General features: G+C 58.0%; 18 protein-coding genes and 1 pseudogene. 10 read left to right on the top strand and 9 right to left on the bottom strand.

Features of this window, described 5'->3' with window-relative positions; genetic code table 11:
* Nucleotides 1-73: 73 nt before the first annotated feature.
* A complete protein-coding gene (locus ACVWYY_RS02020) occupies nucleotides 74-1,105 on the top strand; it encodes an SGNH/GDSL hydrolase family protein (RefSeq protein ID WP_457439441.1) in 1,032 nt (343 codons plus the stop codon).
* A 71-nt stretch (nucleotides 1,106-1,176) separates the two neighbouring features.
* On the opposite strand, the gene ACVWYY_RS02015 is transcribed toward ACVWYY_RS02020, so the two are convergent.
* Nucleotides 1,177-3,012: a ribonuclease J gene (locus ACVWYY_RS02015; protein ID WP_457402822.1), complete on the bottom strand. Its 1,836-nt coding sequence runs from the start codon at nucleotides 3,010-3,012 to the stop codon at nucleotides 1,177-1,179.
* 232 nt (nucleotides 3,013-3,244) lie between these two features.
* The gene (gene dapA / locus ACVWYY_RS02010; RefSeq protein WP_011431720.1) at nucleotides 3,245-4,165 is read right to left on the bottom strand and encodes a 4-hydroxy-tetrahydrodipicolinate synthase; all 921 of its coding nucleotides are present in this window, start codon (nucleotides 4,163-4,165) and stop codon (nucleotides 3,245-3,247) included.
* A gap of 275 nt (nucleotides 4,166-4,440) precedes the next feature.
* On the opposite strand from dapA, the gene ACVWYY_RS02005 reads away from it, so the two are divergent.
* Together ACVWYY_RS02005 and ACVWYY_RS02000 are read left to right on the top strand one after the other, a co-directional pair.
* Nucleotides 4,441-4,812, top strand: a complete 372-nt coding sequence (locus tag ACVWYY_RS02005) for a nitroreductase family protein (RefSeq protein ID WP_457384674.1) — start codon at nucleotides 4,441-4,443, stop codon at nucleotides 4,810-4,812.
* A gap of 271 nt (nucleotides 4,813-5,083) precedes the next feature.
* A complete protein-coding gene (locus ACVWYY_RS02000) occupies nucleotides 5,084-5,359 on the top strand; it encodes a nitroreductase family protein (protein ID WP_457388120.1) in 276 nt (91 codons plus the stop codon).
* 51 nt (nucleotides 5,360-5,410) lie between these two features.
* Here ACVWYY_RS02000 and trpD read toward each other — a convergent pair whose 3' ends face one another.
* Complete coding sequence (gene trpD / locus ACVWYY_RS01995) at nucleotides 5,411-6,442, bottom strand: anthranilate phosphoribosyltransferase (RefSeq protein ID WP_457402820.1); 1,032 nt, start codon at nucleotides 6,440-6,442, stop codon at nucleotides 5,411-5,413.
* Nucleotides 6,443-6,911: 469 nt separating this feature from the next.
* Between trpD and trmFO the strand changes: the two genes are divergently transcribed.
* Nucleotides 6,912-8,291, top strand: a complete 1,380-nt coding sequence (gene trmFO, locus ACVWYY_RS01990; protein ID WP_457402819.1) for an FADH(2)-oxidizing methylenetetrahydrofolate--tRNA-(uracil(54)-C(5))-methyltransferase TrmFO — start codon at nucleotides 6,912-6,914, stop codon at nucleotides 8,289-8,291.
* Nucleotides 8,292-8,536: 245 nt separating this feature from the next.
* Here the strand turns inward: trmFO and ACVWYY_RS01985 are convergent, their stop codons facing one another.
* Nucleotides 8,537-9,553, bottom strand: coding sequence for a phosphotransferase enzyme family protein (locus tag ACVWYY_RS01985; protein ID WP_457402817.1), 1,017 nt, complete (start codon nucleotides 9,551-9,553; stop codon nucleotides 8,537-8,539).
* A 359-nt stretch (nucleotides 9,554-9,912) separates the two neighbouring features.
* Here ACVWYY_RS01985 and remA point away from each other — a divergent pair, with 359 nt between their 5' ends.
* The 6 genes and pseudogenes from remA to ACVWYY_RS01955 all read left to right on the top strand — a co-directional run bounded on the left by remA (nucleotide 9,913) and on the right by ACVWYY_RS01955 (nucleotide 15,332).
* A complete protein-coding gene (remA, locus tag ACVWYY_RS01980; RefSeq protein ID WP_011431727.1) occupies nucleotides 9,913-10,182 on the top strand; it encodes an extracellular matrix/biofilm regulator RemA in 270 nt (89 codons plus the stop codon).
* A gap of 100 nt (nucleotides 10,183-10,282) precedes the next feature.
* Complete coding sequence (gmk, locus tag ACVWYY_RS01975) at nucleotides 10,283-10,930, top strand: guanylate kinase (protein WP_457439439.1); 648 nt, start codon at nucleotides 10,283-10,285, stop codon at nucleotides 10,928-10,930.
* Between the two features lie 209 nt (nucleotides 10,931-11,139).
* Nucleotides 11,140-12,475 (top strand): annotated as a pseudogene (locus tag ACVWYY_RS01970) (RNA-guided endonuclease InsQ/TnpB family protein).
* Between the two features lie 96 nt (nucleotides 12,476-12,571).
* Entirely contained in the window at nucleotides 12,572-13,030 is a 459-nt protein-coding gene (gene speD, locus ACVWYY_RS01965; protein WP_414328672.1) for an adenosylmethionine decarboxylase, read from the top strand.
* 119 nt (nucleotides 13,031-13,149) lie between these two features.
* Nucleotides 13,150-14,088, top strand: a complete 939-nt coding sequence (locus ACVWYY_RS01960; RefSeq protein WP_414356308.1) for a fused MFS/spermidine synthase — start codon at nucleotides 13,150-13,152, stop codon at nucleotides 14,086-14,088.
* A gap of 92 nt (nucleotides 14,089-14,180) precedes the next feature.
* Nucleotides 14,181-15,332: an NAD-dependent epimerase/dehydratase family protein gene (locus ACVWYY_RS01955; RefSeq protein ID WP_457384670.1), complete on the top strand. Its 1,152-nt coding sequence runs from the start codon at nucleotides 14,181-14,183 to the stop codon at nucleotides 15,330-15,332.
* Here ACVWYY_RS01955 and ACVWYY_RS01950 read toward each other — a convergent pair.
* The 5 genes from ACVWYY_RS01950 to lepA all read right to left on the bottom strand — a co-directional run bounded on the left by ACVWYY_RS01950 (nucleotide 15,329) and on the right by lepA (nucleotide 20,038).
* On the bottom strand, nucleotides 15,329-16,240 hold the full coding sequence (locus tag ACVWYY_RS01950; RefSeq protein WP_457439437.1) for a histone deacetylase family protein: 912 nt from the start codon (nucleotides 16,238-16,240) through the stop codon (nucleotides 15,329-15,331). The two genes, ACVWYY_RS01955 and ACVWYY_RS01950, sit on opposite strands and share 4 nt — an antisense overlap.
* A gap of 57 nt (nucleotides 16,241-16,297) precedes the next feature.
* Entirely contained in the window at nucleotides 16,298-16,618 is a 321-nt protein-coding gene (locus tag ACVWYY_RS01945; RefSeq protein WP_011431733.1) for a hypothetical protein, read from the bottom strand.
* Nucleotides 16,619-17,214: 596 nt separating this feature from the next.
* Nucleotides 17,215-17,586 carry a ribosome silencing factor gene (rsfS, locus tag ACVWYY_RS01940; protein ID WP_011431734.1) on the bottom strand — a complete coding sequence of 124 codons (372 nt, stop codon included), beginning with the start codon at nucleotides 17,584-17,586 and terminating at the stop codon, nucleotides 17,215-17,217.
* Nucleotides 17,587-17,628: 42 nt separating this feature from the next.
* Nucleotides 17,629-18,222: a bis(5'-nucleosyl)-tetraphosphatase (symmetrical) YqeK gene (gene yqeK, locus ACVWYY_RS01935; protein WP_457439435.1), complete on the bottom strand. Its 594-nt coding sequence runs from the start codon at nucleotides 18,220-18,222 to the stop codon at nucleotides 17,629-17,631.
* A 4-nt stretch (nucleotides 18,223-18,226) separates the two neighbouring features.
* Complete coding sequence (lepA, locus tag ACVWYY_RS01930) at nucleotides 18,227-20,038, bottom strand: translation elongation factor 4 (RefSeq protein ID WP_414350006.1); 1,812 nt, start codon at nucleotides 20,036-20,038, stop codon at nucleotides 18,227-18,229.
* Nucleotides 20,039-20,184: the final 146 nt, after the last annotated feature.

Below are 20,184 nucleotides of genomic sequence, written 5' to 3'. Positions count from 1 at the left end.
CGCCAATTTTGGGATCCTTGGCTAGCCTGTCTGGGGGTGCTTCCCGCCTCGCCCTATCTATGCCCGCTTTCCCATGCCTCTCTCTGCAAAGGATGCCAGCACCCGAACCCCAGAAAACTCGACTCCAAGACAACAAGACAGCTGGGTGTTCCTCCTCTCCCTGCTGATTTTGATACTCAGTTTGGGGCTAACCGCCTGCTCTGCCAGTTCTGGATCCCCTGTTGTGCCCAGCCCACCCACCCTCACCCGCTACGTTGCCCTGGGAGCCAGCGATGCCGTTGGCTACAACGCCTCCATTTCCTGTGATGGCCCAGCCAACGCCGCCGGCACTCGACCCCAGCGCTCAGAGCCCCTGGACTGCCCCAATGGAACGGGCTATGTGCCCCGCCTGGCTCGCTTGCTGCCCGGCCCAGTGGAGCTTATCAACCTGGGCCGTTCGGGAGCGGTGCTCAGCCCCGCCATGCAAGCCCTGAGGCAGGGGATCCCGGCCAATTTGCTGCAGGATCAAGTGCCGCGCCTTCCCCCCGATGCCACCCTGATCACCATTTGGGTGGGCGGAAACGATACCAACGCCATCGCTCTGGCGGCGGCTCAACGGGCTCTCCAAGGTGAGGATCCCTTGCCCTTCGTCGATCAGCAGATCCGACAATTCGCCGCCGATTACCAAACCCTGCTGCAAGCGGTGCGTGCCCGTGCCCCTCAAGCTCGCCTGGCGGTGGCCAACCTGCCCAACTTCGCCCTGATTCCTCTGGGTCAGCAGCAACCCAGCAGCGTGCGCCAACTGCTCTCCCTGATCTCGGTTAGCCTCACGCAACGGGCCATCAACCCCTTAAGCCAACAGGGGATCCCAGTGGTGGACTTGCTCTGCGATCCCCGCTCCTACCGACGCGAGTCCTTCTTTCCCGGCCCGCTGGCCGACGGCTTTCACCCCAACGACCGGGGCTACGCCGATTTGGCCGATGCCTTCTTGAGCGCCCTTCGGCAACCGCTCCCTCCCCAACCCCGCTGCCCTCCCTTTAGCGAGGTGGGATCCCTGCAACCAGATGCGGCGGCAGAGTCTGCCCTCCGCAGTTTTCTCACGGATGGATACAAGCCGGCACAATAGGAAGGATCCCTGCGCTCGGCAAGGGATCCCAAAGGCGCTTAGACGATCCAGCCACGGAGAACGGGCCAGTTTTAGGAAGCAGCTACCGCTGCCGAGGAACGCCGCCGCCGGCCCAGAGCACCCGCTACCGGCTCCGGTTGGGTTTCCACACTCAAGGAAGACACAGACTCCTCTTCAGGGGATTGCACAAAAACCGCCACCGTGGGCTTGCCGGGCAATTGTTCTCGCAAGAAACGGCGCACCACCCGCTCCACTTCGCCCTTAAGGCCGGCCCAGTCGATGTCCAGGCTGCCCCGCTCCAGCGAGCGAGCAAATTGGGGCCACGCTTGCCGAAGGGTGTTCTCCAGAAGGGGTTTCAGGTCGGATCCCTTGAGTTGGTTCCCTTCCCCCGCCAAGCCAAAGGTTTGCACCTGCGGGGTGCAGAGCAACTGGCCGCTGCCGTCCAGGCTGATCACCACCGTCACCATGCCATCTTTGGCGATCTGCTGCCGCTCCTGCAGCATCTCATCCATCACCACTCCATCGTGGGAAGCGGCGATCATCTGCAGGCCAGAGGGGACGCGGCCCGTGATGGCAATGCGCTCCCGGTTCACCTCCACCACATCGCCGTTGTCGATGATTACAATGTTTTCCCGCGGGATCCCCATGCTCATGGCGGTTTCGGCGTGCTTGACCAGCATGCGGTATTCCCCGTGGGTGGGAACGAAGAACTTGGGGCGGGTGAGGGCAATCATCAGCTTCTGGTCTTCCTGGCAGCCGTGGCCGGAAACGTGCAGGCCCTTGTCTTTGCCGTAAATGACATTGGCTCCCAGCTCCATCAGCTTGTCGATGACCCGCGAGACCGCGATGGTGTTGCCAGGGATCGGGTTGGCCGACCACACCACCGTGTCTCCTGGCTTGATTTGCAACTGCGGGTGCTCACCGTTGGCAATGCGGGTGAGAGCAGCTAGAGGTTCTCCCTGGGATCCGGTGGTGAGGATGATCACCCGGTCATCCGGCAGGCTGTTGATCACATGCATCGGCTGCAGCGTTTCGTCCTTGCAGCGGATGTAGCCCAAACGCCGCGCGTGAGCCACCACATTCAGCATGGAGCGGCCCAGCAGAGACACCACCCGACCCTGCTGTTCGGCGATCTGCAGCACCAAGTTGAGACGATGCACCGAAGAAGCAAAGGTAGTGATGATCACCCGCCCTTTGGCTCCGGCAATGGCCTTGGTGAGACCCGGCACCACAGAGGCTTCGGAAGGGGTAAACCCCGGCACTTCCGCGTTGGTGGAGTCGCTGATCAGGCAGAGCACTCCCTTTTCCCCATGTTCGGCCAACCGCTGCAGGTCGAAGTACTCCCCATCCACGGGGGTATGGTCGATCTTAAAGTCGCCGGTCTGAATAATGACGCCCACAGGCGTGTGCAGAGCCACCGTAAAGCTATCGGCAAAAGAGTGGGTGTTGCGAATGAATTCGGCAAAAAAGTGCTTACTCAAGGGAACGATTTCACGGGGGCCAACAGGACGCAGCTCTGTGCGGTTGAGCAGGCCCACTTCCCGCAATTTCTCTTCCAGCAGCGCCAGCGCCAATCTGGGGCCGTAGATGACCGGAATATCGAACTCCCGCAAGTGATACGGGATCCCGCCGATGTGATCTTCATGGCCGTGGGTAATCACCATCCCCCGCACTTTGTCGCGGTTTTGCTTGATGTAGGTCATGTCCGGCAGCACGATGTTCACGCCGTGCATGCTCTCATCGGGAAAAGCCAAACCGGCATCCAAGAGGATAATGTCGTCCTCGTAGCGGAAGGCCCATGTGTTTTTGCCGATCTCCCGCTCGCCGCCCAGCGGAATCATCTGAACGGAAGAGGTGGATTGTGGGATCACAGAACGAGAAGCAACTGAAGAACGTGGTGTTGGCATATGGGTTTAGATCCTCAACAGTAAAAAAACAAAAACAGAAATGGGCACAAGCTATCCCCAACAAGGCTGTGGGTGAAAGCTGAACTCAGCCGCCGCAACTTATTTGCTTCCCAAGCTGGGAAAGAGCTTTTCGGGGAAAAAGCCACTTACCCACAGGTCAAACGCCACAAAAGAGCCCCTTGCAAACCCCTGAAAACCGTGGTCATGGCAGAAGCAAAGCCTAAAAATGCAATCATGAAACTTTCGTCGCCATTTGTTCGGATCCCTTCGATTCAGCCAGTAGGCCCATCTCTTCAAGCACCTGTCGCAAAACCTGCAGAGAACTGGGCTGTAGAGGCGCTAGGGGAAGGCGCGCCCGACCCACTCGCCAACCCTGCATCTCCAATGCGGCCTTAATCGGAACTGGGTTGGTCTCGATGAATAAAACCTTGAACAACGGAAACAGGCGCAGGTGGTGGGCCAAAGCTTGATCGTGTTGCCCCCTGATGTAGCTCTGGATCAACTCCTGCAACTGCAACCCAACTAGGTGGCTGGCTACACTGACCACACCGCTGCCTCCCAAAGATAGGAGTGGCAACGTCAGAGAGTCATCTCCCGAATAAATGGCGAAACGCGAGGGAGTGAGTCGCCGAATTTCCGAAGCTACATCCATCATACCACTGGCTTCTTTGATGGCGACAACCGTTTCCAATTCTGCTAATTGGGCTACAGTCTCCGGCTGTAAACTGGCCCCTGTCCGACTGGGAATGTTGTAGAGCAAGATGGGCAGGTCACTGGCTTGGGCGATGGCCTTGAAGTGCTCATAAAGGCCGGCCTGGGTAGGCTTGTTGTAGTAGGGCACCACCTGCAGAGAGCCATCCAAACCGAGTTGAGCGGCCTTTTTTGTGGCTTCAATGGCCTCACGGGTGGAGTTGGATCCCGTCCCGGCGATCACCTTAGCCCGACCGGCTACGGCATCTCGCACCACGCGGAACAGCTCGTATTCCTCTTGCCAGGTTAGGGTGGGAGACTCGCCCGTAGTGCCACAGACCACCAAGCCGTCACTGCCGTGGGTTGCCAAGTAATCGGCCAAACGAGCGGCCTCATCGTAGTTAAGCTCCCCCTCATCAGTAAAGGGGGTAACCATGGCCGTCAGCACTCGACCGAAGTTCACCGATTGCTTCTCCCCATCAACCACACCAATCCGACGATTAACCGGGCGACCCAGATGAGACCAGTTTGTTTTTCCATCATACCTGCCTTTGCGTTAGGGATCCCGCTTGCCTGCCCTGCCAAGGCCCAGTTTGTGCCTCACCCGGTTGCCACAGGCTGGATAAAAGGGAGATAACAAAGAAGACAGACCGTTTGAACACGGAATGTATAGCCATTTGCCAATCCTGCCCCTACCTTTGGGGGGAGCAGCCTTTCTACCGACACTTGAGGATCCCTATGGACGCCCTAACTGCCCTGAAAGAGCGCATTTCCGCCGACAAATTGGATCCCAGCCGCCGTTTATCGGAAGCGGAGATCCGAGAGCTGGTGGCTTATGCTACGGAAGCTCCTTCTTCCTTCAACATTCAGCACTGGCGGTTTGTTGCGGTCACCGACCCGGAAGACAAAGAGCGCCTCAAATCTCTGGCCTACAACCAACAGAAGGTGGCGGATGCATCGGTGGTGTTTATCATCCTGGGGGATCTGCGGGGGTATGAGAAACTGCCTGAAATTGTGCAAAGAAGCGTTGCTGCCGGGATCCTCTCGCCCGAAAAAGCGGAAGGCTGGGTGAACATGGCCCAGGCAACCTATCTGATACATTCACGCTGAACTCTCCTGAACATGGTTCAGGAAAGAAGCGATCGCATCCTGCCTATCTCTGTTCGCGTCAGCGGGACGGAGTCCAAGCAGGAAGGCGGTATCCCGCAAAGCCCTGAGGAATACCCCCCGAGCGCTTTCCCCCTTCACTTCCCGGCAACCGTTGCGGTGGACTCAAGGATCAGGGGGAAACTTGGTCTACTATATCCCTCTCAATGACTTTTGCCAAACCGCCTAAAGCTCAGTAAATTCAGCAAAGTTCAGGGTTTTGGGGGTTAGAGGCATGCTCCACAATCCCACCTTGGCGCGGGATGAAGCGATTCGCTCTGGGGCGATGGCTGCCATGGCGCTGATGATCGCGGCTCAGGCCAAGGGTTTGGTGAGCGGGCCGATGATCGGCTTTGATCCGGAAGGGGTAAAGCGGGAGTTCGGCATTGCCGACCGCTACGTGCCGGTGATGCTGCTGGCGGTTGGATATGCGGCAGCGGGTAACCTGCCGCGCAAGCCTCGCTTGGGGGTGGATGAAGTTCTGGCCTTTGGGCGAGGGCGGGAGTTTTAGCCCTAGGCTCAGGTGGGATCCCTGTCGCCCTCTCCTGGGCTCCTACCGGCATCAAGCCTTGAGAAAATGAACCAGCTGTTGCAAGCGATCCCAAGCGGCACCCCTGGCGAGAATCTCGCGAGCTTGGGCGATCCCGGTTCTCCAATCAGGGGCCACTCCGGCCACCTGCAGGGCCAAAGCAGCATTCAAGGCCACCACATCCTGCTGGGCAGGCGTCCCGGATCCCTGAAGGACTTGGGCGAGGATGGCGGCATTTTCCGCCACATCCCCCCCCTTGAGAGCTTGGGTGGGTGCCAGGGTCAGCTCGTAATCTGCAGGGTTCAAGACTTCCGTCCGTACCAGCCCACCGGACAGGATGCCCAGATCGGTGGGTTGATCCAGACCGGCCTCGTCGAGACCTTCGCGGCTGTGCAACACAATGGCCCCTTCCCGTCCCAACAGGCGCAGGGCCTCTGCCATTACCGGCACCAGCTCCTGGGCGTAAACCCCGATCACCTGGCGGTTGGGATAGAGGGGGTTGACCAAGGGCCCCAACAGGTTGAAAATGGTGCGAACCTTGAGGGCCCGCCGATAGGGGATCACCGCCCGCATGGCCGGGTGCCACTGGGGAGCAAACAAAAAGGTGATGCCCACTTCCGCCACAGCCGCCCGCACCCGCTCTGGCTCAGCCCCCAAGTTCACCCCCAGGGCCTCCAGCACATCCGCCGAGCCGACCTTGCCAGAGGCGGAACGGTTGCCATGTTTAACCACCGGGATCCCGGCTGCACTGACCACAAAGGCCACCGCCGTGGAAATGTTAAAAGTGCCGGCCCCATCGCCGCCGGTGCCACAGGTATCCACCAGGAGAGGCAAGTCCAGCGGGGATCCCAGCGAAGCCCGCTGTAGCACTCGTGCCATGCCGGCCAGTTCACCGGCGCTCACACCCTTGGCTTGCAGGGCCGCCAGAATCGCCCCCGACACCACATCTGGCACTTGGTTCTGGAGCCAACCGTTCATCAACTGTTCAGCTTGGGCTTCGCTGAGAGATTGCCGATCCAGCAACTGCCCCAAAAGCTGTGGCCAAAGGTCAGCCGTTTCCGTCATGGGTCGGGATCCTGGGTGTCAGCGGGTACTTATAGTAGCGTATCCCGCCTCTGGGTCACTTGCCTCGTGCAGGTCGGGCCATGCTGAGGGTTAGCTAATCCGCCCAGAAGCTCCGCCCTCCTTATTGCTACGCAACGCGACGCAACCACTTTAGCGGCGCGGAGCGCTATGCCTCAGCGTAAGGGTCGGGATGAAAGGCGGTCTTTGTTCTATAATCAACCTGGCTGTACAAAACGGCTTTGCCGGAATCTGGTACAGCTACGCGGTGGGACATTCCGTGTCTGCTCGCTGAGGGTTCTTGTGATAGCTCCCCGTTGAAGCGAGAAGCGCACACTCTTTCGCTTTAGCAGCGCGGAGTGCTTTGCGTCAGCATGAGTGCGGGAGTATGTCACCATAGTGGGTTTGACCTGAGCCGTTTCCGGCCCTAGCAGGGTGCGCTCCATTCTTCTCTTCCCTCCCGGAGGTTGTGATGAACCCTCCAACTAACCCAAGGGCTTGCAGCCCGCTTGCACGAGCGGGAGCCTTTCCCCCCATCCATGTTGTGGGCGGGGGGTTGGCGGGGACAGAAGCTGCTTGGCAAATTGCCCAGGCAGGGTTGCCTGTCATCCTTTCGGAGATGCGCCCCGTGCGTCAGAGCCCGGCCCATCACACCGATCAGTTGGGGGAGCTGGTGTGCAGCAACTCCTTTGGGGCTGCGGCCAGCGATCGGGCGGCAGGGCTGCTCAAGGAAGAACTGCGACAACTGGGATCCCTGGTGATCGCGACGGCGGATTGCCATGCAGTGCCGGCAGGAGGGGCATTGGCAGTGGATCGGGCCCGCTTCAGCCAGGCTCTCACGGAAGCCATTCAAAACCATCCCCGCATCACCCTGCGTCGGGAGGAGGTGACGGAGATCCCGGAGGGCATTGCCGTCCTCTGTACCGGCCCTCTGACCAGCGATCCCCTGGCCAAGGCACTGCAAGCCTTTACGGGCCTGGAGTACCTGAGCTTTTTCGATGCTTCTAGCCCCATTGTTACCGGGGATTCGTTGAACCGAGCGGTGGTGTTTCAGGCTTCCCGCTACGACAAGGGGGAAGCAGCCTATCTCAACTGCCCCATGACGGAAGCGGAGTACGAACGGTTTTGGCGGGCGCTGGTGGAGGCAGAGCAGGCGCCCCTCAAGGATTTTGAACGGGAGGAGCGCAAGTTTTTCGAGGGCTGCTTGCCGATTGAAGAAATGGCGCGCCGGGGCAAAGACACCCTCTGTTTCGGCCCCTTGAAGCCGGTGGGGCTGGTGGATCCGCGCACGGGATCCCGTCCTTACGCGGTGGTGCAGTTGCGGCAAGAGGACAAAGCAGGGCAGCTGTGGAACTTGGTGGGCTTTCAAACCAACTTGAAATGGGGAGAACAGCAGCGGGTCTTTCGCCTCATCCCCGGCCTGGAACAGGCGGAGTTTGTCCGCTTTGGGGTGATGCACCGCAATACATTTTTGAATTCGCCCCAGCTTCTGTGGCCGACCTTGCAATTTCGTCGCCGACCCACGCTGTTTGCCGCCGGCCAGTTGGTGGGCACCGAGGGCTATGCCTGCGCGGTGGCAGGGGGATGGTTGGCCGGACAGAACGCCGCCCGCCTGGCTCTGGGGTTGCCCTTGATCACGCTGCCCCCCGAAACAATGATGGGATCCCTGTTTCAGTTCATCAGCAGCGCCGATCCCAGGCACTTTCAGCCGATGCCGGCCAACTTTGGGCTGTTGCCGGATTTGGAGGGGCGCCAGCTTCGCAACAAGCAGGAGCGCTATGGCCGTTACCGGGATCGGGCTTTGGCTGCTCTGAAAACGACTGGGTTGGTGCGCCAAGTGCAAACTGCCTAGGGGAGGCCCAGGCTGGAGCGTGTTCCCGACCATTGCGATCCAAGTCAAAGTCGAGATTGAGCGTTATCGTCATTTGAAACTAGATTGAGACACTTCCTAGGCGTTTCGCGACCGCCCCCAGCCCCTCTCCCTCTGGGGGAGGAGAGTCGGGAAGCAATGCCACAGAAATATTTAGAAATGTTTCATTCCTATGCCGCGGTAGCAGATCCCAAAACGAGCTGTCAAAAGCTGGGCAAACCTGTTGGCTACCTTCCCTCTTTCCGCTGCTCACAAGACAAAAGGGCGCGCATGGACTCCAACAGTTGGGGTGCCCTCTGGGTTAGGTCTTGATAGAGGCAAATTTGCTGTTGGCAGCGGGCCAGGTTATGGGCCTTGCGGCTGGGGTAGCGTTGGGGATCCCAATTCCAGTAAGCGTCTTCAAACCAATCCTGCAAAAAGCGCATCCCCAATTCCAGGGTAATCAGTTGGATCCCTTGGAGAAGGAGTTCCGGTTGTAAGGCGTGCAAGTTCCCGGTTTGGGCATAGCCCCGCAACCCGGCCAGGATCGCCTCTGGCTGAAGGGTATTTCCTCGTTTGCCCCAGGAGCGCAGGGCATCCCCCAATTCAACATAGAGATTGTGATACATAAAGGTGTCCAGATCCACCAGGCCCACAAATCGCCCCTGCTCATCGAACAAAAAGTTGTTGAACTTGAGATCGGCATGGATGATTTGAGTTGGGATCCCCGAGGGCAGCAGAAGATTGGGCACAGTTTCGATTAAAAACTGCCATTCTGCCTGCACTTCTAGGGCCGGCTCATACTGGCGTAGCTGTTGCCAAAGGTGAGCCGTATCGTGAAAATGCGGGATCTGGAAGCGAAAACGATAGTCCATCTGGGCCAAGAGTCGATGCAGGCGTCCAACGGCTGCCCCCGCCTCTTCCAGATAGCCCCAATTGGGAGGAGTTGGGTGACAGGATCCCGGCAGACAATCCATGACCCGCCACAGCCCTTCTGCCCAGGACAAGTGCAGGGATCCATCGCGAGCGCGACGGAATCGGGGCACAGGGAAGCCGTGTTGTCTCAGCCATTGGCCGATGGCTTGACCATCTTCAGTGACAGCAGGATCAAATCGGGGGTGAAGGCGCTGGACGATGAAGGATCCCTCAGAGGTGTTGAGTTTCCAAGTTTGGTGAATGAGGCCCACTCGGATGGCTTCGGGTGGCTCTGGATCCCCCAGTTGAAAGTGCTGGACAAGGGGATCCAGCCAAGTCAGGTCAAGCATAGGCAAGGAAGAAATCTATTCAAGCTTGGGGTGCTGGGTCGATCTTTTCGTTTTCAGAGCTGCCTCAAACTGCTTACCACAGCGGCGGCCTTTGAGGCTTACAGTTCAAGTTCCATTGAAGTGGCTTCATGTTGACGATTTTACCGTCCTCGATAAACAGGGCAAGTTGTTTGGGAGGGTGCAGCTTGTTATGCAACCACAGCCTTTTTGCGGCTCACCCGAACGGGACTTGTCGCCAGAACTCACTGCCCAATTGGCCGAGAACTCAGGTGTCGTTGTGGCAAACCCGCGAAAGAGCCCCATTTGCTACCTTAATGAAGGTTGCTGGCCGGACAACCGTTAGGTTCCCTCATCACCCCATGGATACCCGCCTAATCAACATTGGCTTTGGCAACATCGTCGCCGCTGGGCGTGTGGTCGCCATTGTCAGTCCCGAGTCAGCTCCCATCAAACGCATCATCAGCGATGCCCGCGAGAGGGGCCAGTTGATAGATGCCACCTATGGTCGTCGTACCCGCGCTGTCATTATCACCGATTCCGGGCACGTTATCCTCTCCGCCATCCAACCCGAAACCGTTGCCAACCGCTTCCTCACGGCCAAGCCCGGTTTGTCAGAGGAGACCGAGTGAAAGCCCATCGCTGTAAGCCGTTTGAGAAACCAGAAGTGAGATATCCTAAAACAAACCCAAACAAGTCAATTGCCCAGCCGTCTTGCGTCGGTCTCTGTCTATGCCAACCTCTCCTACCCCGGTTTCCTCTGAGTGTACGCAGCAGCAGGGATCCCTTCCGGCTCCTACCCCGCGCGGTCGCTTGGTGGTTTTGACAGGGCCCAGCGGAGTGGGTAAGGGTACGCTGGTCAACCAGTTGCGCCAGCGCCACCCCGAGCTGTATCTCTCGGTTTCGGTCACCACCCGCCCCCCCCGCCCCAGCGAACAGGAAGGCGTCAACTACTACTTTCGCAGTCGGGAGGAATTTCTCAACTTGATTGAAGCCAACGAGCTGTTGGAATGGGCACAGTATGCGGGCAACTTTTACGGCACTCCCCGCGAGATCGTGTTCCAAAAACTCAATCAGGGTCAGGATGTGCTGCTGGAAATTGAGCTGGCGGGGGCCCGTCAGGTGAGGCAACAGTACCCAGATGCCATTCGCATCTTTCTTTGTCCACCTTCTCTGGAAGAGCTGGAACGTCGCATCCGCAAGCGCGGACAAGACTCAGAGGCCAGCATCGAGCGCCGCCTGGAGCAGGCCCGCAAGGAATTGGATGCCCAAGACGAATTTGACTACGTGATTGTCAACGACAACCTGGAGCAAGCGCTGCAGGAGCTGGAAGCCCTGCTCTATCCCCCCTCTCCCTCTTCAAAGGAGCAGCAGCCCTAGCTTCTCCAGCCCCTTCCCGGAACGCTGGTGTCGGTGGTGCAGTGGCTCCAGATTGGGCCTAGGGTTAACTTTCGGTTAAGAAAAAAGCTGCTGGGGAGGGTAGTTTGGCTTTACCAAAAAACTGGGTCTGAAGCCCCGCCCTAAGGCCTACGGCCCGCTGACGCGACCAGGGCGGCTTTTATCTTGCTAACCTGCGCTAGAGTGGGCCCATGCGCGTCCTCGAAGCCAAGCTCCTCAACGGCACAGCCCAGCAGTACCAAGCCCTGGATGAGGCCATTCGGACTGCCCAGTTCGTGCGCAACAAGTGCCTGCGCCACTGGATGGATCATCAGGGGGTGAACAGGGCCACGTTGTACTCCCTCTGCAAGGACTTGGCCAGAGAGTTCCCGTTCGCCCAGAAGCTGAACTCCTCTGCCCGACAAGCCAGCGCGGAGCGAGCCTGGTCTGCCATCTCTAACTTCTACCGCCGCTGTAAGAACCAGGAAGCCCGGAAGGGTTACCCCAAGTTCCAGAAACACTGTCGCTCCGTGGAGTACAAAGTCTCCGGCTGGAAGCTCTCACAGGATGGGATGTCCCTCACCTTCACAGACGGCTGCAATGCGGGTACTTTTGCCCTCTACTGCAACGGCGAGGCACGGCGGGACATCCTCACCCTGAAAATCAACCGGGTGCGGGTCATACGCAGGGCCGATGGGTACTACGCCCAGTTCTGCCTGGATGTGGAGCGTCGTGAGCAGGCGGAGTACACCGGCCAGGTGGTGGGGCTGGATATGGGCCTGACGCACTTCTATACCGACAGCCACGGAAACAAGGTAGAGTGCCCCAAGTTTTTGCGTCGTGCCGAAAGGAGGCTGAAGCGAGAGCAACGCAGGTTAAGTCGGAAGTTAAGGACTCCGTCCCGCTTACGCGAACGGAGAGGGGCCAAACCCCAATCCAAGAACTACCACCAGCAGAGGAAGCGACTGGGCAAGGTGCATCTCAAAGTCCAACGCCAGCGTAGAGACTGGGCTGTGAAGTTGGCCCGGTGCGTGGTGCTCGCCTACGGCGGCGCGGAGCGCTTTGTCTAGCGACATCGTGGCGTATGAGGACTTGCAGGTGCGCAACTTGGTGCGGAATCACCACTTGGCCAAGTCGATTCACGATGCCGGGTGGAGTTTATTCACCGGGTGGCTGGACTCCTACGGGAAGGTCTTCAACAAGGTGGTGGTGGCCGTGCCGCCCCAGTACACTAGTCAGGACTGTTCTCGGTGTGGCCACCGGGTGAAGAAGACGCTGTCCAGTCGCACCCATCAATGCCCGCAGTGTGGGGTGGTACTTTGCCGGGATGAGAATGCGGCCATCAACATCCTGCGCAAAGGGTTGGAGTTGTTGGGTGAGGAGTGGAACAACGGTACCTTTGGGCAAAAGGGAACCGCCCCGAAAGGGGGAACGCCTGGGGAGAAAGGCCTACGGCCCGCTGCCGCGATGAGCACCGCTGCTGTGGAGGGGCAACCTGACACGGTAAGTGCTGTCGCAGAACCAGTAACCAGAATCCCCTGCCTTTAGCCAGGGGAGTATGTCAATTGTGAGATAATGGTAAAGCTGCGCTTTCTGTGCAGCCTCTGGTTCTAATCAGTTCTATCTGGCCAATTAGGGGATAGTATGCTGCACACACTATCTGGCCAATTAGGGGATAGGTCTCCAGCTCTGATCGGGATCCACTGTATCCTGGAGCTTTACGACTGCCCGGCCAAACTTTTGGATGATGCCTCTCTGGTGCAACAGGCTTTGCGAGAGGCAGCCAGACGCTCCAACTCCACCTTTTTGGGAGAGCTGTGCCATCCATTTGAGCCGCAGGGGATTACAGCCCTCGCTCTTTTGGGGGAATCCCACATCTCCATTCACACCTGGCCCGAAGCGGGCTACGCGGCGGTGGATGTGTTCACCTGTGGTCGCCACACCCGACCGGAAGCGGCCTGTGAATATCTGATCGACGTGTTTCAAGCGCGACGATATTCCCTGCGCAAGGTGCCCCGCCGCACCGCGCAACCGACACTCCTGGAAGAGGCCCCAGACTCGGCTGAGGTGCTCACCTGTGAAGCGACCCGACGAAGGCGCTGAGATCTTCGCCAATCGCAGCTTTTTCCAGACTGTCATGGGGGCCATCTGTAGGCTGGGTGGGATCCGATTCACCCCAAAGGTCAGTCTATGTTGCTGGAAAAAGCTGTAGCGAGGTGCTTATGAGCAGCCCGAGAAGTTTCTTCTGGGTTCAGGAGTACTTTACCCCTTGGGACTACACCGCCCGTGCCGTCACGCGCATCTTGGCCTACCGAAAAACCCCTTTCCAGGAGATGCTGATCGCCGAGACGGGGGCCTTCGGCAAGGGTCTGATGCTGGATGGGCATTGGCAATCCACTACCGTGGATGAGTTTCTGTACCACGAGGCTTTGGTTCATCCGGCTATGGTGCAGGTTGTCCAAGCGGGCGGGATCCCCCGGCGGGTACTGGTGTTGGGGGGGGCAGAAGGGGCAACGCTGCGGGAGGTGCTGCGTTGGCGCTCGGTGGAGCAGGTGGTGATGGTGGACATCGATGGGGAGGTGGTGGCAGCCTGCCGAGAGCACCTGCCGGAAATGCACCAGGGATCCTTTGAAGATCCGCGGGTGGAGGTGGTGATTGCCGATGCCTTGGATTTTCTCCAGGAAACAGGCCCCATTTGGGATGTGATCCTTTCCGATCTTTCCGATCCCATTGAGTCCGGCCCTGCCTACCGCCTCTTCACCCAGGAGTTTTTCCGCCAGATCCGCTCCAAGTTGCAGCCAGATGGGGCTTTCACCATCCAAGCCGGGCCGACGGGGCCGGTTGAGCTTCATCAACACACCCGCATTGTTCGCACCCTGAAAACGGTGTTTGCCGCCGTGCAGCCCTACGCCATCTATGCCCCCACCTACGGTGGCCCACTGGGTTTTGCCCTGGCAGCTCAGGATCCCATCTCCCCCAGGCCAGAACCGGAGCAGATCGACCAGATTCTGAGCCAACAGTTGGATCCCGAGCGAGGGGCACTGCAATTCATCGATGGCATCACCCTTCTGGGCCTCTACCAAGTCCCAGCTCACCTGCGCCGTGCCATTGCCGCCGAGACCACGGTTTATACCCTGGATAACCCGCCTCGCATTGAATGAGGAGCCATGCAGCGCTCAAAGGGATCCCAGGAGAGTTTGTCTTTGGTGCCATAACTTGGTAGATTCGTGAGCAGCCGAATTTTGCTTCCCTGATGAAAGTCCTGGTTATTGGTGGTGACGGATACTGTGGCTGGGCGACGGCCCTATACCTATCCAACAGGGGTTATGAGGTGGCCATTCTCGATTCCTACGTCCGCCGCCTCTGGGATCTGCAACTGGGGGTTTCTACCCTGACCCCAATTGCCCAGCTAGAGCAACGGGTGGATTGCTGGAAGGGGCTAACCGGCAAGGACATTCCCATCTTTGTCTGCGACGTTACCAACTACGAAGCCCTGATCTCCTGCATGCGCCGCTTCCCGCCGGAGGCCATTGTTCACTTTGGCGAGCAGCGCTCTGCCCCTTACTCGATGATCAGCCGCGAGCATGCGGTGATGACCCAGGTGAACAACGTGGTGGGCACCTTGAACATCCTCTACGCCATCAAGGAGGAATTTCCCGATTGCCACCTGGTGAAGCTGGGCACCATGGGCGAGTACGGCACCCCCAACATCGACATCGAGGAGGGGTACATCACCATCGAGCACAATGGCCGCAAGGATACCCTGCCCTACCCCAAGCAGCCGGGATCCATGTATCACCTCTCCAAAGTACACGACAGCCACAACATCCACTTCGCCTGCCGCGTCTGGGGTCTGCGGGCCACCGACCTCAACCAAGGAGTGGTGTACGGCGTGCTCACAGAAGAAACCGGCATGGACGAGGTGCTGATCAACCGTCTCGATTACGATGGCGTATTCGGCACAGCTCTGAACCGCTTCTGCATTCAAGCGGCCGTGGGCCATCCGCTGACAGTGTATGGCAAGGGCGGCCAGACCCGCGGTTTCCTGGATATCCGCGACACGGTGCGCTGCGTGGAGCTGGCCATTGCTCACCCTGCCGAGCCGGGCCAATTCCGGGTGATGAACCAGTTCACAGAGCAATTTAGTGTTGAGCAACTGGCGTTGCTGGTGCAAAAGGCGGGAGCCACCATGGGCCTGAAGGTGGAAATCAACCACCTGGAGAACCCCCGCGTCGAGCTGGAAGAGCACTACTACAACGCCAAAAACACCAAGCTCCTAGACCTGGGCCTCCAGCCCCACTATCTGTCCGATTCCCTCTTGGATTCGCTGCTCAACTTTGCTCTCAAGTACAAGGATCGGGTGGATGTGCGGCAGATTTTACCCAAGGTGAAGTGGAAAGGTTAACTCTCCAGGCAAGCTTGGGCCAGGCTCAGCCAGCCGCGCGCCAGGTTGTCCAGGTTATAGCCGCCTTCCAAGCCGAAGAGGGTTTTGCGGGTCACCTGCTCCAGGCAAAGGCGGGCCATGCGGCCAAAGTCTTCCGGCTCTAGCTGCATACCGGCCAGGGGATCCCCTTTGGCACAGTCGAAGCCGGCGCTCACCAGCAGCAAATCCGGCTGGAACGCTTGCAAGAACGGCAAGATCTTCTCGTCGAGGGCCTTTTTGTAGGCCAACCAATCCGAGCCGGCAGGCAAAGGCACGTTGCAGAGGTTGCCGTGGATCCCGGTTTCGCGAGCGGAGCCGGTGCCGGGGTAGAGGGGAAACTGATGGATGGAGGCATAGGCCAGTTGGGGATAGCGCTCCACCACCGCCTGCGTGCCGTTGCCGTGGTGAACATCCCAATCGAAAATCGCCACCCGCTTCACCCCCGGCTGATCCAGCGCCCACAGCGCCGCAATGGCTGCGTTGCTGAATAAACAAAACCCCATTGCCCGTTCTGGCTCTGCGTGATGCCCAGGTGGACGGCACAGCACCAGCGCTGGCTGAGCGGTGGTCAAAACCGAGGCAGAGCCGGCCACCCAAGCCCCCACAGCCAGGCGCGCCGCTTCAAAACTTCTCTCCGAGAGAGCAGTGTCGGCATCAATGTGTCCCCCACCTGCTGTTGCCAACTCAGCCACCTGTTGGATGTGCTGACGCGAGTGTACTCGCTCCAGCTCTGCCAGCTCCGCCAAGGGAGGATCCCGCCATTCCAACTGGTTGGCAAAAGGGGCACCACGCAGCGCCTTAACAATGGACTGCAAGCGAGCCGGACGCTCGGGGTGAAATGGCCCAGTATCGTGGCTGAGGAAAATATCGGAATAGTAAACAGGCAACATGGGCAGAGGCAACAAGCTAAGGCAACGCCTTTGCAGTGTAGCTTAAGCCCGCCCCCTCTATCCGTAGAAGACCTCTGACATGGATCCCGCATAGGGGTCAAGGCCAAAAGAGGCTTGTTGGAGTTTTTGATTGACCACATCCCGCACTACCGACCGCAGCAATTCCAGCTCAGAGGAATTGAGTTGATCGCGGCTGGGACACTCATCGGCAGCCAGCCACATGTAGATGGCGGGGACCCGATTTAGGATCTGCTGCATCATCGCTTCCCGCTCCCTAGCGTCATAAAACACCTGTTGATGGGGGTGCTCAGTGGAGAGGATAGTTTCCAGTTCTCCCAATGCCAGGTACTCGACGATATTAACCAACATCTTTTCCATGATGAATGTCCCTCCTAAAAATCCCTGTCGCTCTTAAAAACAGACATTAAACAAAAAACGCTGCTTCCCCATCTTCCTCCGCTGCTTTTGGCACCGGATTTTGCCTACAGGCCGACCATTTAAGCCGGTTGCAGTTAAGTCTGCCGTCGGGAAGAAGTTGCGGTTTCGTTCGTAAGATCCTCTTGTGCAGCCAATCCTTGCCTCCTCTATTCGCCTCGTTTGCCTTTCCACTTGCCGCTGAAAGCAGCCAATAGGAGCCATCAGCAGCTGGAAAATCTTTTTGCTGGTATTCAGTACCAACGAAGAATTATCAGCGTTCAAGAGAAACAAGGTAGAGCGTTTAACAAAGACTATAGAAACTCGACTGCAAAAGGCAGGAAGAGCTTACTCAGCTATTTGTCATTCACTACCCTAACACGTGACTGTGTAAGAAATTGCGGGAATATTAAGAAACTTACATATTTCTTGACAATTGACTAAAACTTCTGTCTGTCAAGGAGGCCCTGGAAGGCAGTTAAAGAGTTGTAAAGAGCAACTCTTCCCTTGGCTCCAAGCTCTGAAGAACTGCCAAATCCAGGGATCCAAAACAAATAGATTTAGCCTGCTATGGGCAGATCGACTCGCTGAGCCTGGATCCAGAAAGACTCTAGGTCATAGTAGTCCCTTTCCTGTTGCATAATCACATGGACAATGAGATCGGCATAGTCGATCAGTATCCAAGAGGCCGATTCCTGCCCTTCGATGCGGCGCGGAGTTTGTTTCCACTCGTCCCAAACCTTTTCCTCAATTGCTCGGGCAATGGCGCGGACTTGCGTAAGCGAGTAGCCGCTGACCAGAAGAAAGTAATCTGCCAAAGTGGAGACTTGGGATACATCCAGCAGAACGATATCGCCACCTTTTTTCTCTTCTGCCGCGCGAGCTGCACTCAGCGCCATGCAATAGATGGGATCCCCAGCAGGGGCAGGCATGAGATGTAGCAACTAAAACCCTCCTGAAACGACTGAGTTAACCTAGGACACCGCTTTTTCTAAAGGATGTAACAAAAAATGATTCCGAGTCATGAGTGTGCGCGGATGAACCACCTGATTCCGGTCTAGCAAAAATTTTAGGCTCAAGTCACATACTCCCACTACGGTTTTAGACAAATCTACAAAAGCCATCTGCCGCAACCGCTCCAATTCTGGGCTGTTGCCCCGATTCGGCTCCAGGGCATCGGCCACGAAAACCACGCAACTGAGCGGATCCATGCCGGGCTGCCCTAGCGTGTGGTTGGCAATGGCCGCCAAAATCTCCGGATCCTGTACCTGAAACTGCTCCCGCGCCACCAGGGATCCCACCTCAGCGTGCAGGATGTGAGGTTCGGCCCGCTCAATTTCATCCAGCTCCCGTTCCTGAGCCACCCTTTGCAACAGTTGCTCCGGCGGGAAAGCCTTGGCCAAGTCGTGCATCAGCCCTGCCCAAGCAGCTTTCTGCTCATCCAGCCCGTAGTGGGCCGCCAGCTGTCGGGCCATCCCCTCTACCCCCAAGATATGGCGGAGGCGAGGAGGAGACACCCGCTCCTGTAGCCAGGCCAACACCGCTTCCCGCCCCAGTTGAGTGCCCATGGCCCTAGTCATTCTGCAGCTTCAGCACGGCCATAAACGCTTCTTGGGGCACATCCACCGTTCCCACCGCCTTCATGCGTTTTTTCCCCTCTTTTTGTTTTTCCAAAAGCTTGCGTTTGCGGGTCACATCTCCTCCGTAGCATTTGGCCAAGACGTTTTTGCGCAGGGCTGGTATGGTTTCACGAGCAATCACTTTAGAGCCAATTGCCGCCTGAATGGGCACTTCAAATTGATGGCGTGGGATCAGCTCCCGTAACTTGGCAACTAGGGAACGGCCTACATAAAAAGCTTTATCCCGATGCACAATCGTGGATAGAGAATCCACCACATCGCCGTTGATCAAAATGTCCAAACGCACCAAATCATCGGCGCGATAGCCAATCATTTGGTAGTCCATGCTGGCATAACCACGAGTGCGTGATTTCAATTGGTCGAAAAAGTCGGTGACCACTTCCGCCAGGGGCAGCTCATACACCAGCGTAGTCCGACCCTGCGCCAGATATTTCATGTCTTTAAAAGTGCCGCGTTTGGTCTCACACAGCTCCATCACGGTACCGACAAATTCCTCAGGAAGAATCACCTCTACCCTGACAATCGGCTCCTCAATGCTGGTGCGCTCGTTGGGGGGAGGCAGCTTGCTGGGATTGTCCACCCGAATCACAGAGCCGTTGTTGAGGGTAACTTGGTACACCACCGTCGGAGCTGTGATCACCAGATCGAGATTGTACTCCCGCTCTAGGCGTTCCTGAACCACCTCCATGTGCAGCAGGCCCAGAAAACCACAGCGGAAGCCGAAGCCCATGGCGCTGGAAATTTCTGGCTCAAAGTACAGGGCAGCATCGTTGAGCTTGAGCTTTTCCAGAGCCTCTTTGAGTTCGGCGTACTGATCGGAGCTGCTGGGGAACAGGCCACAAAACACCATCGGCTTGGCTTCTTTGTAGCCGGGCAGGGGCTCAGGAGCTTTGCGATTCACCAGTGTGATGGTATCCCCAACACGGGCGTGTTCCACGCTCTTGATGGCGGCGGCCATGTAGCCCACCTCGCCCGCATGTAGGGCATCCACCGGCTCTTGGTTGGGACGCATCACCCCCAGCTCGGTAATCTCGTATTCTCGGCCAGAGGCCATAAAGCAAATCTTGTCCCCCGTTTTCACCTCCCCGTCCATGATGCGCACATAGACGATCACGCCGCGATAGGCGTCGTAGTAGCTATCGAAAATCAAGGCCCGCAGGGGCTCCGCCACCGTATCCCGTGGGGGCGGCACCCGCTGCACAATGGCCTCCAGAATCTCTTGAATGCCAATACCCACCTTGGCAGAGGCGAGGATTGCCCCGCTGCAGTCGAGGCCGATTACCTGCTCAATCTCCGCAATCACCCGCTCCGGCTCGGCCCCCGGCAGGTCGATTTTGTTGATCACCGGAATAATTTCCAGGTTGTTCTCCAGGGCCAGGTAGACGTTGGCCAGGGTTTGGGCCTCCACCCCTTGAGAGGCATCCACCACCAGCAGCGCCCCTTCACAGGCGGCCAGGGAGCGGGAGACTTCGTAGGTGAAGTCCACATGCCCCGGCGTGTCGATCAGGTTCAAAACGTAGTCTTGGCCGTCTTGGGCACGGTAGTTCATGCGGGCCGCCTGCAGCTTGATGGTAATGCCCCGTTCCCGCTCCAGTTCCATGCTGTCCAGCAGTTGTGGCTTCATCTCGCGGGCTGAAACGGTGCCCGTTTCCTGCAGAAGGCGATCGGCGAGGGTGGATTTGCCGTGGTCGATGTGGGCGATGATGGAAAAGTTGCGAATACGGGAGACAGGAACGCCGGTCATAAAAACCTGATCAGGGCAAAGATTTTTTACAATGCTAGCCTCTCTGCTCCCCTGCCTGAACTGAGGTTGCCCAGAAGTTGGCTGCCAAGGGGAGAAGACACAGCCCTTCTGCCGGACACCAGAGCACCCTACTGGAATTGGCCGGG

The organism is Thermostichus sp. MS-CIW-34 (genome assembly GCF_054060435.1).
The sequence above is the reverse complement of the archived record's forward strand: the minus strand, read 5'-3'. Positions and strand labels throughout refer to the sequence as shown.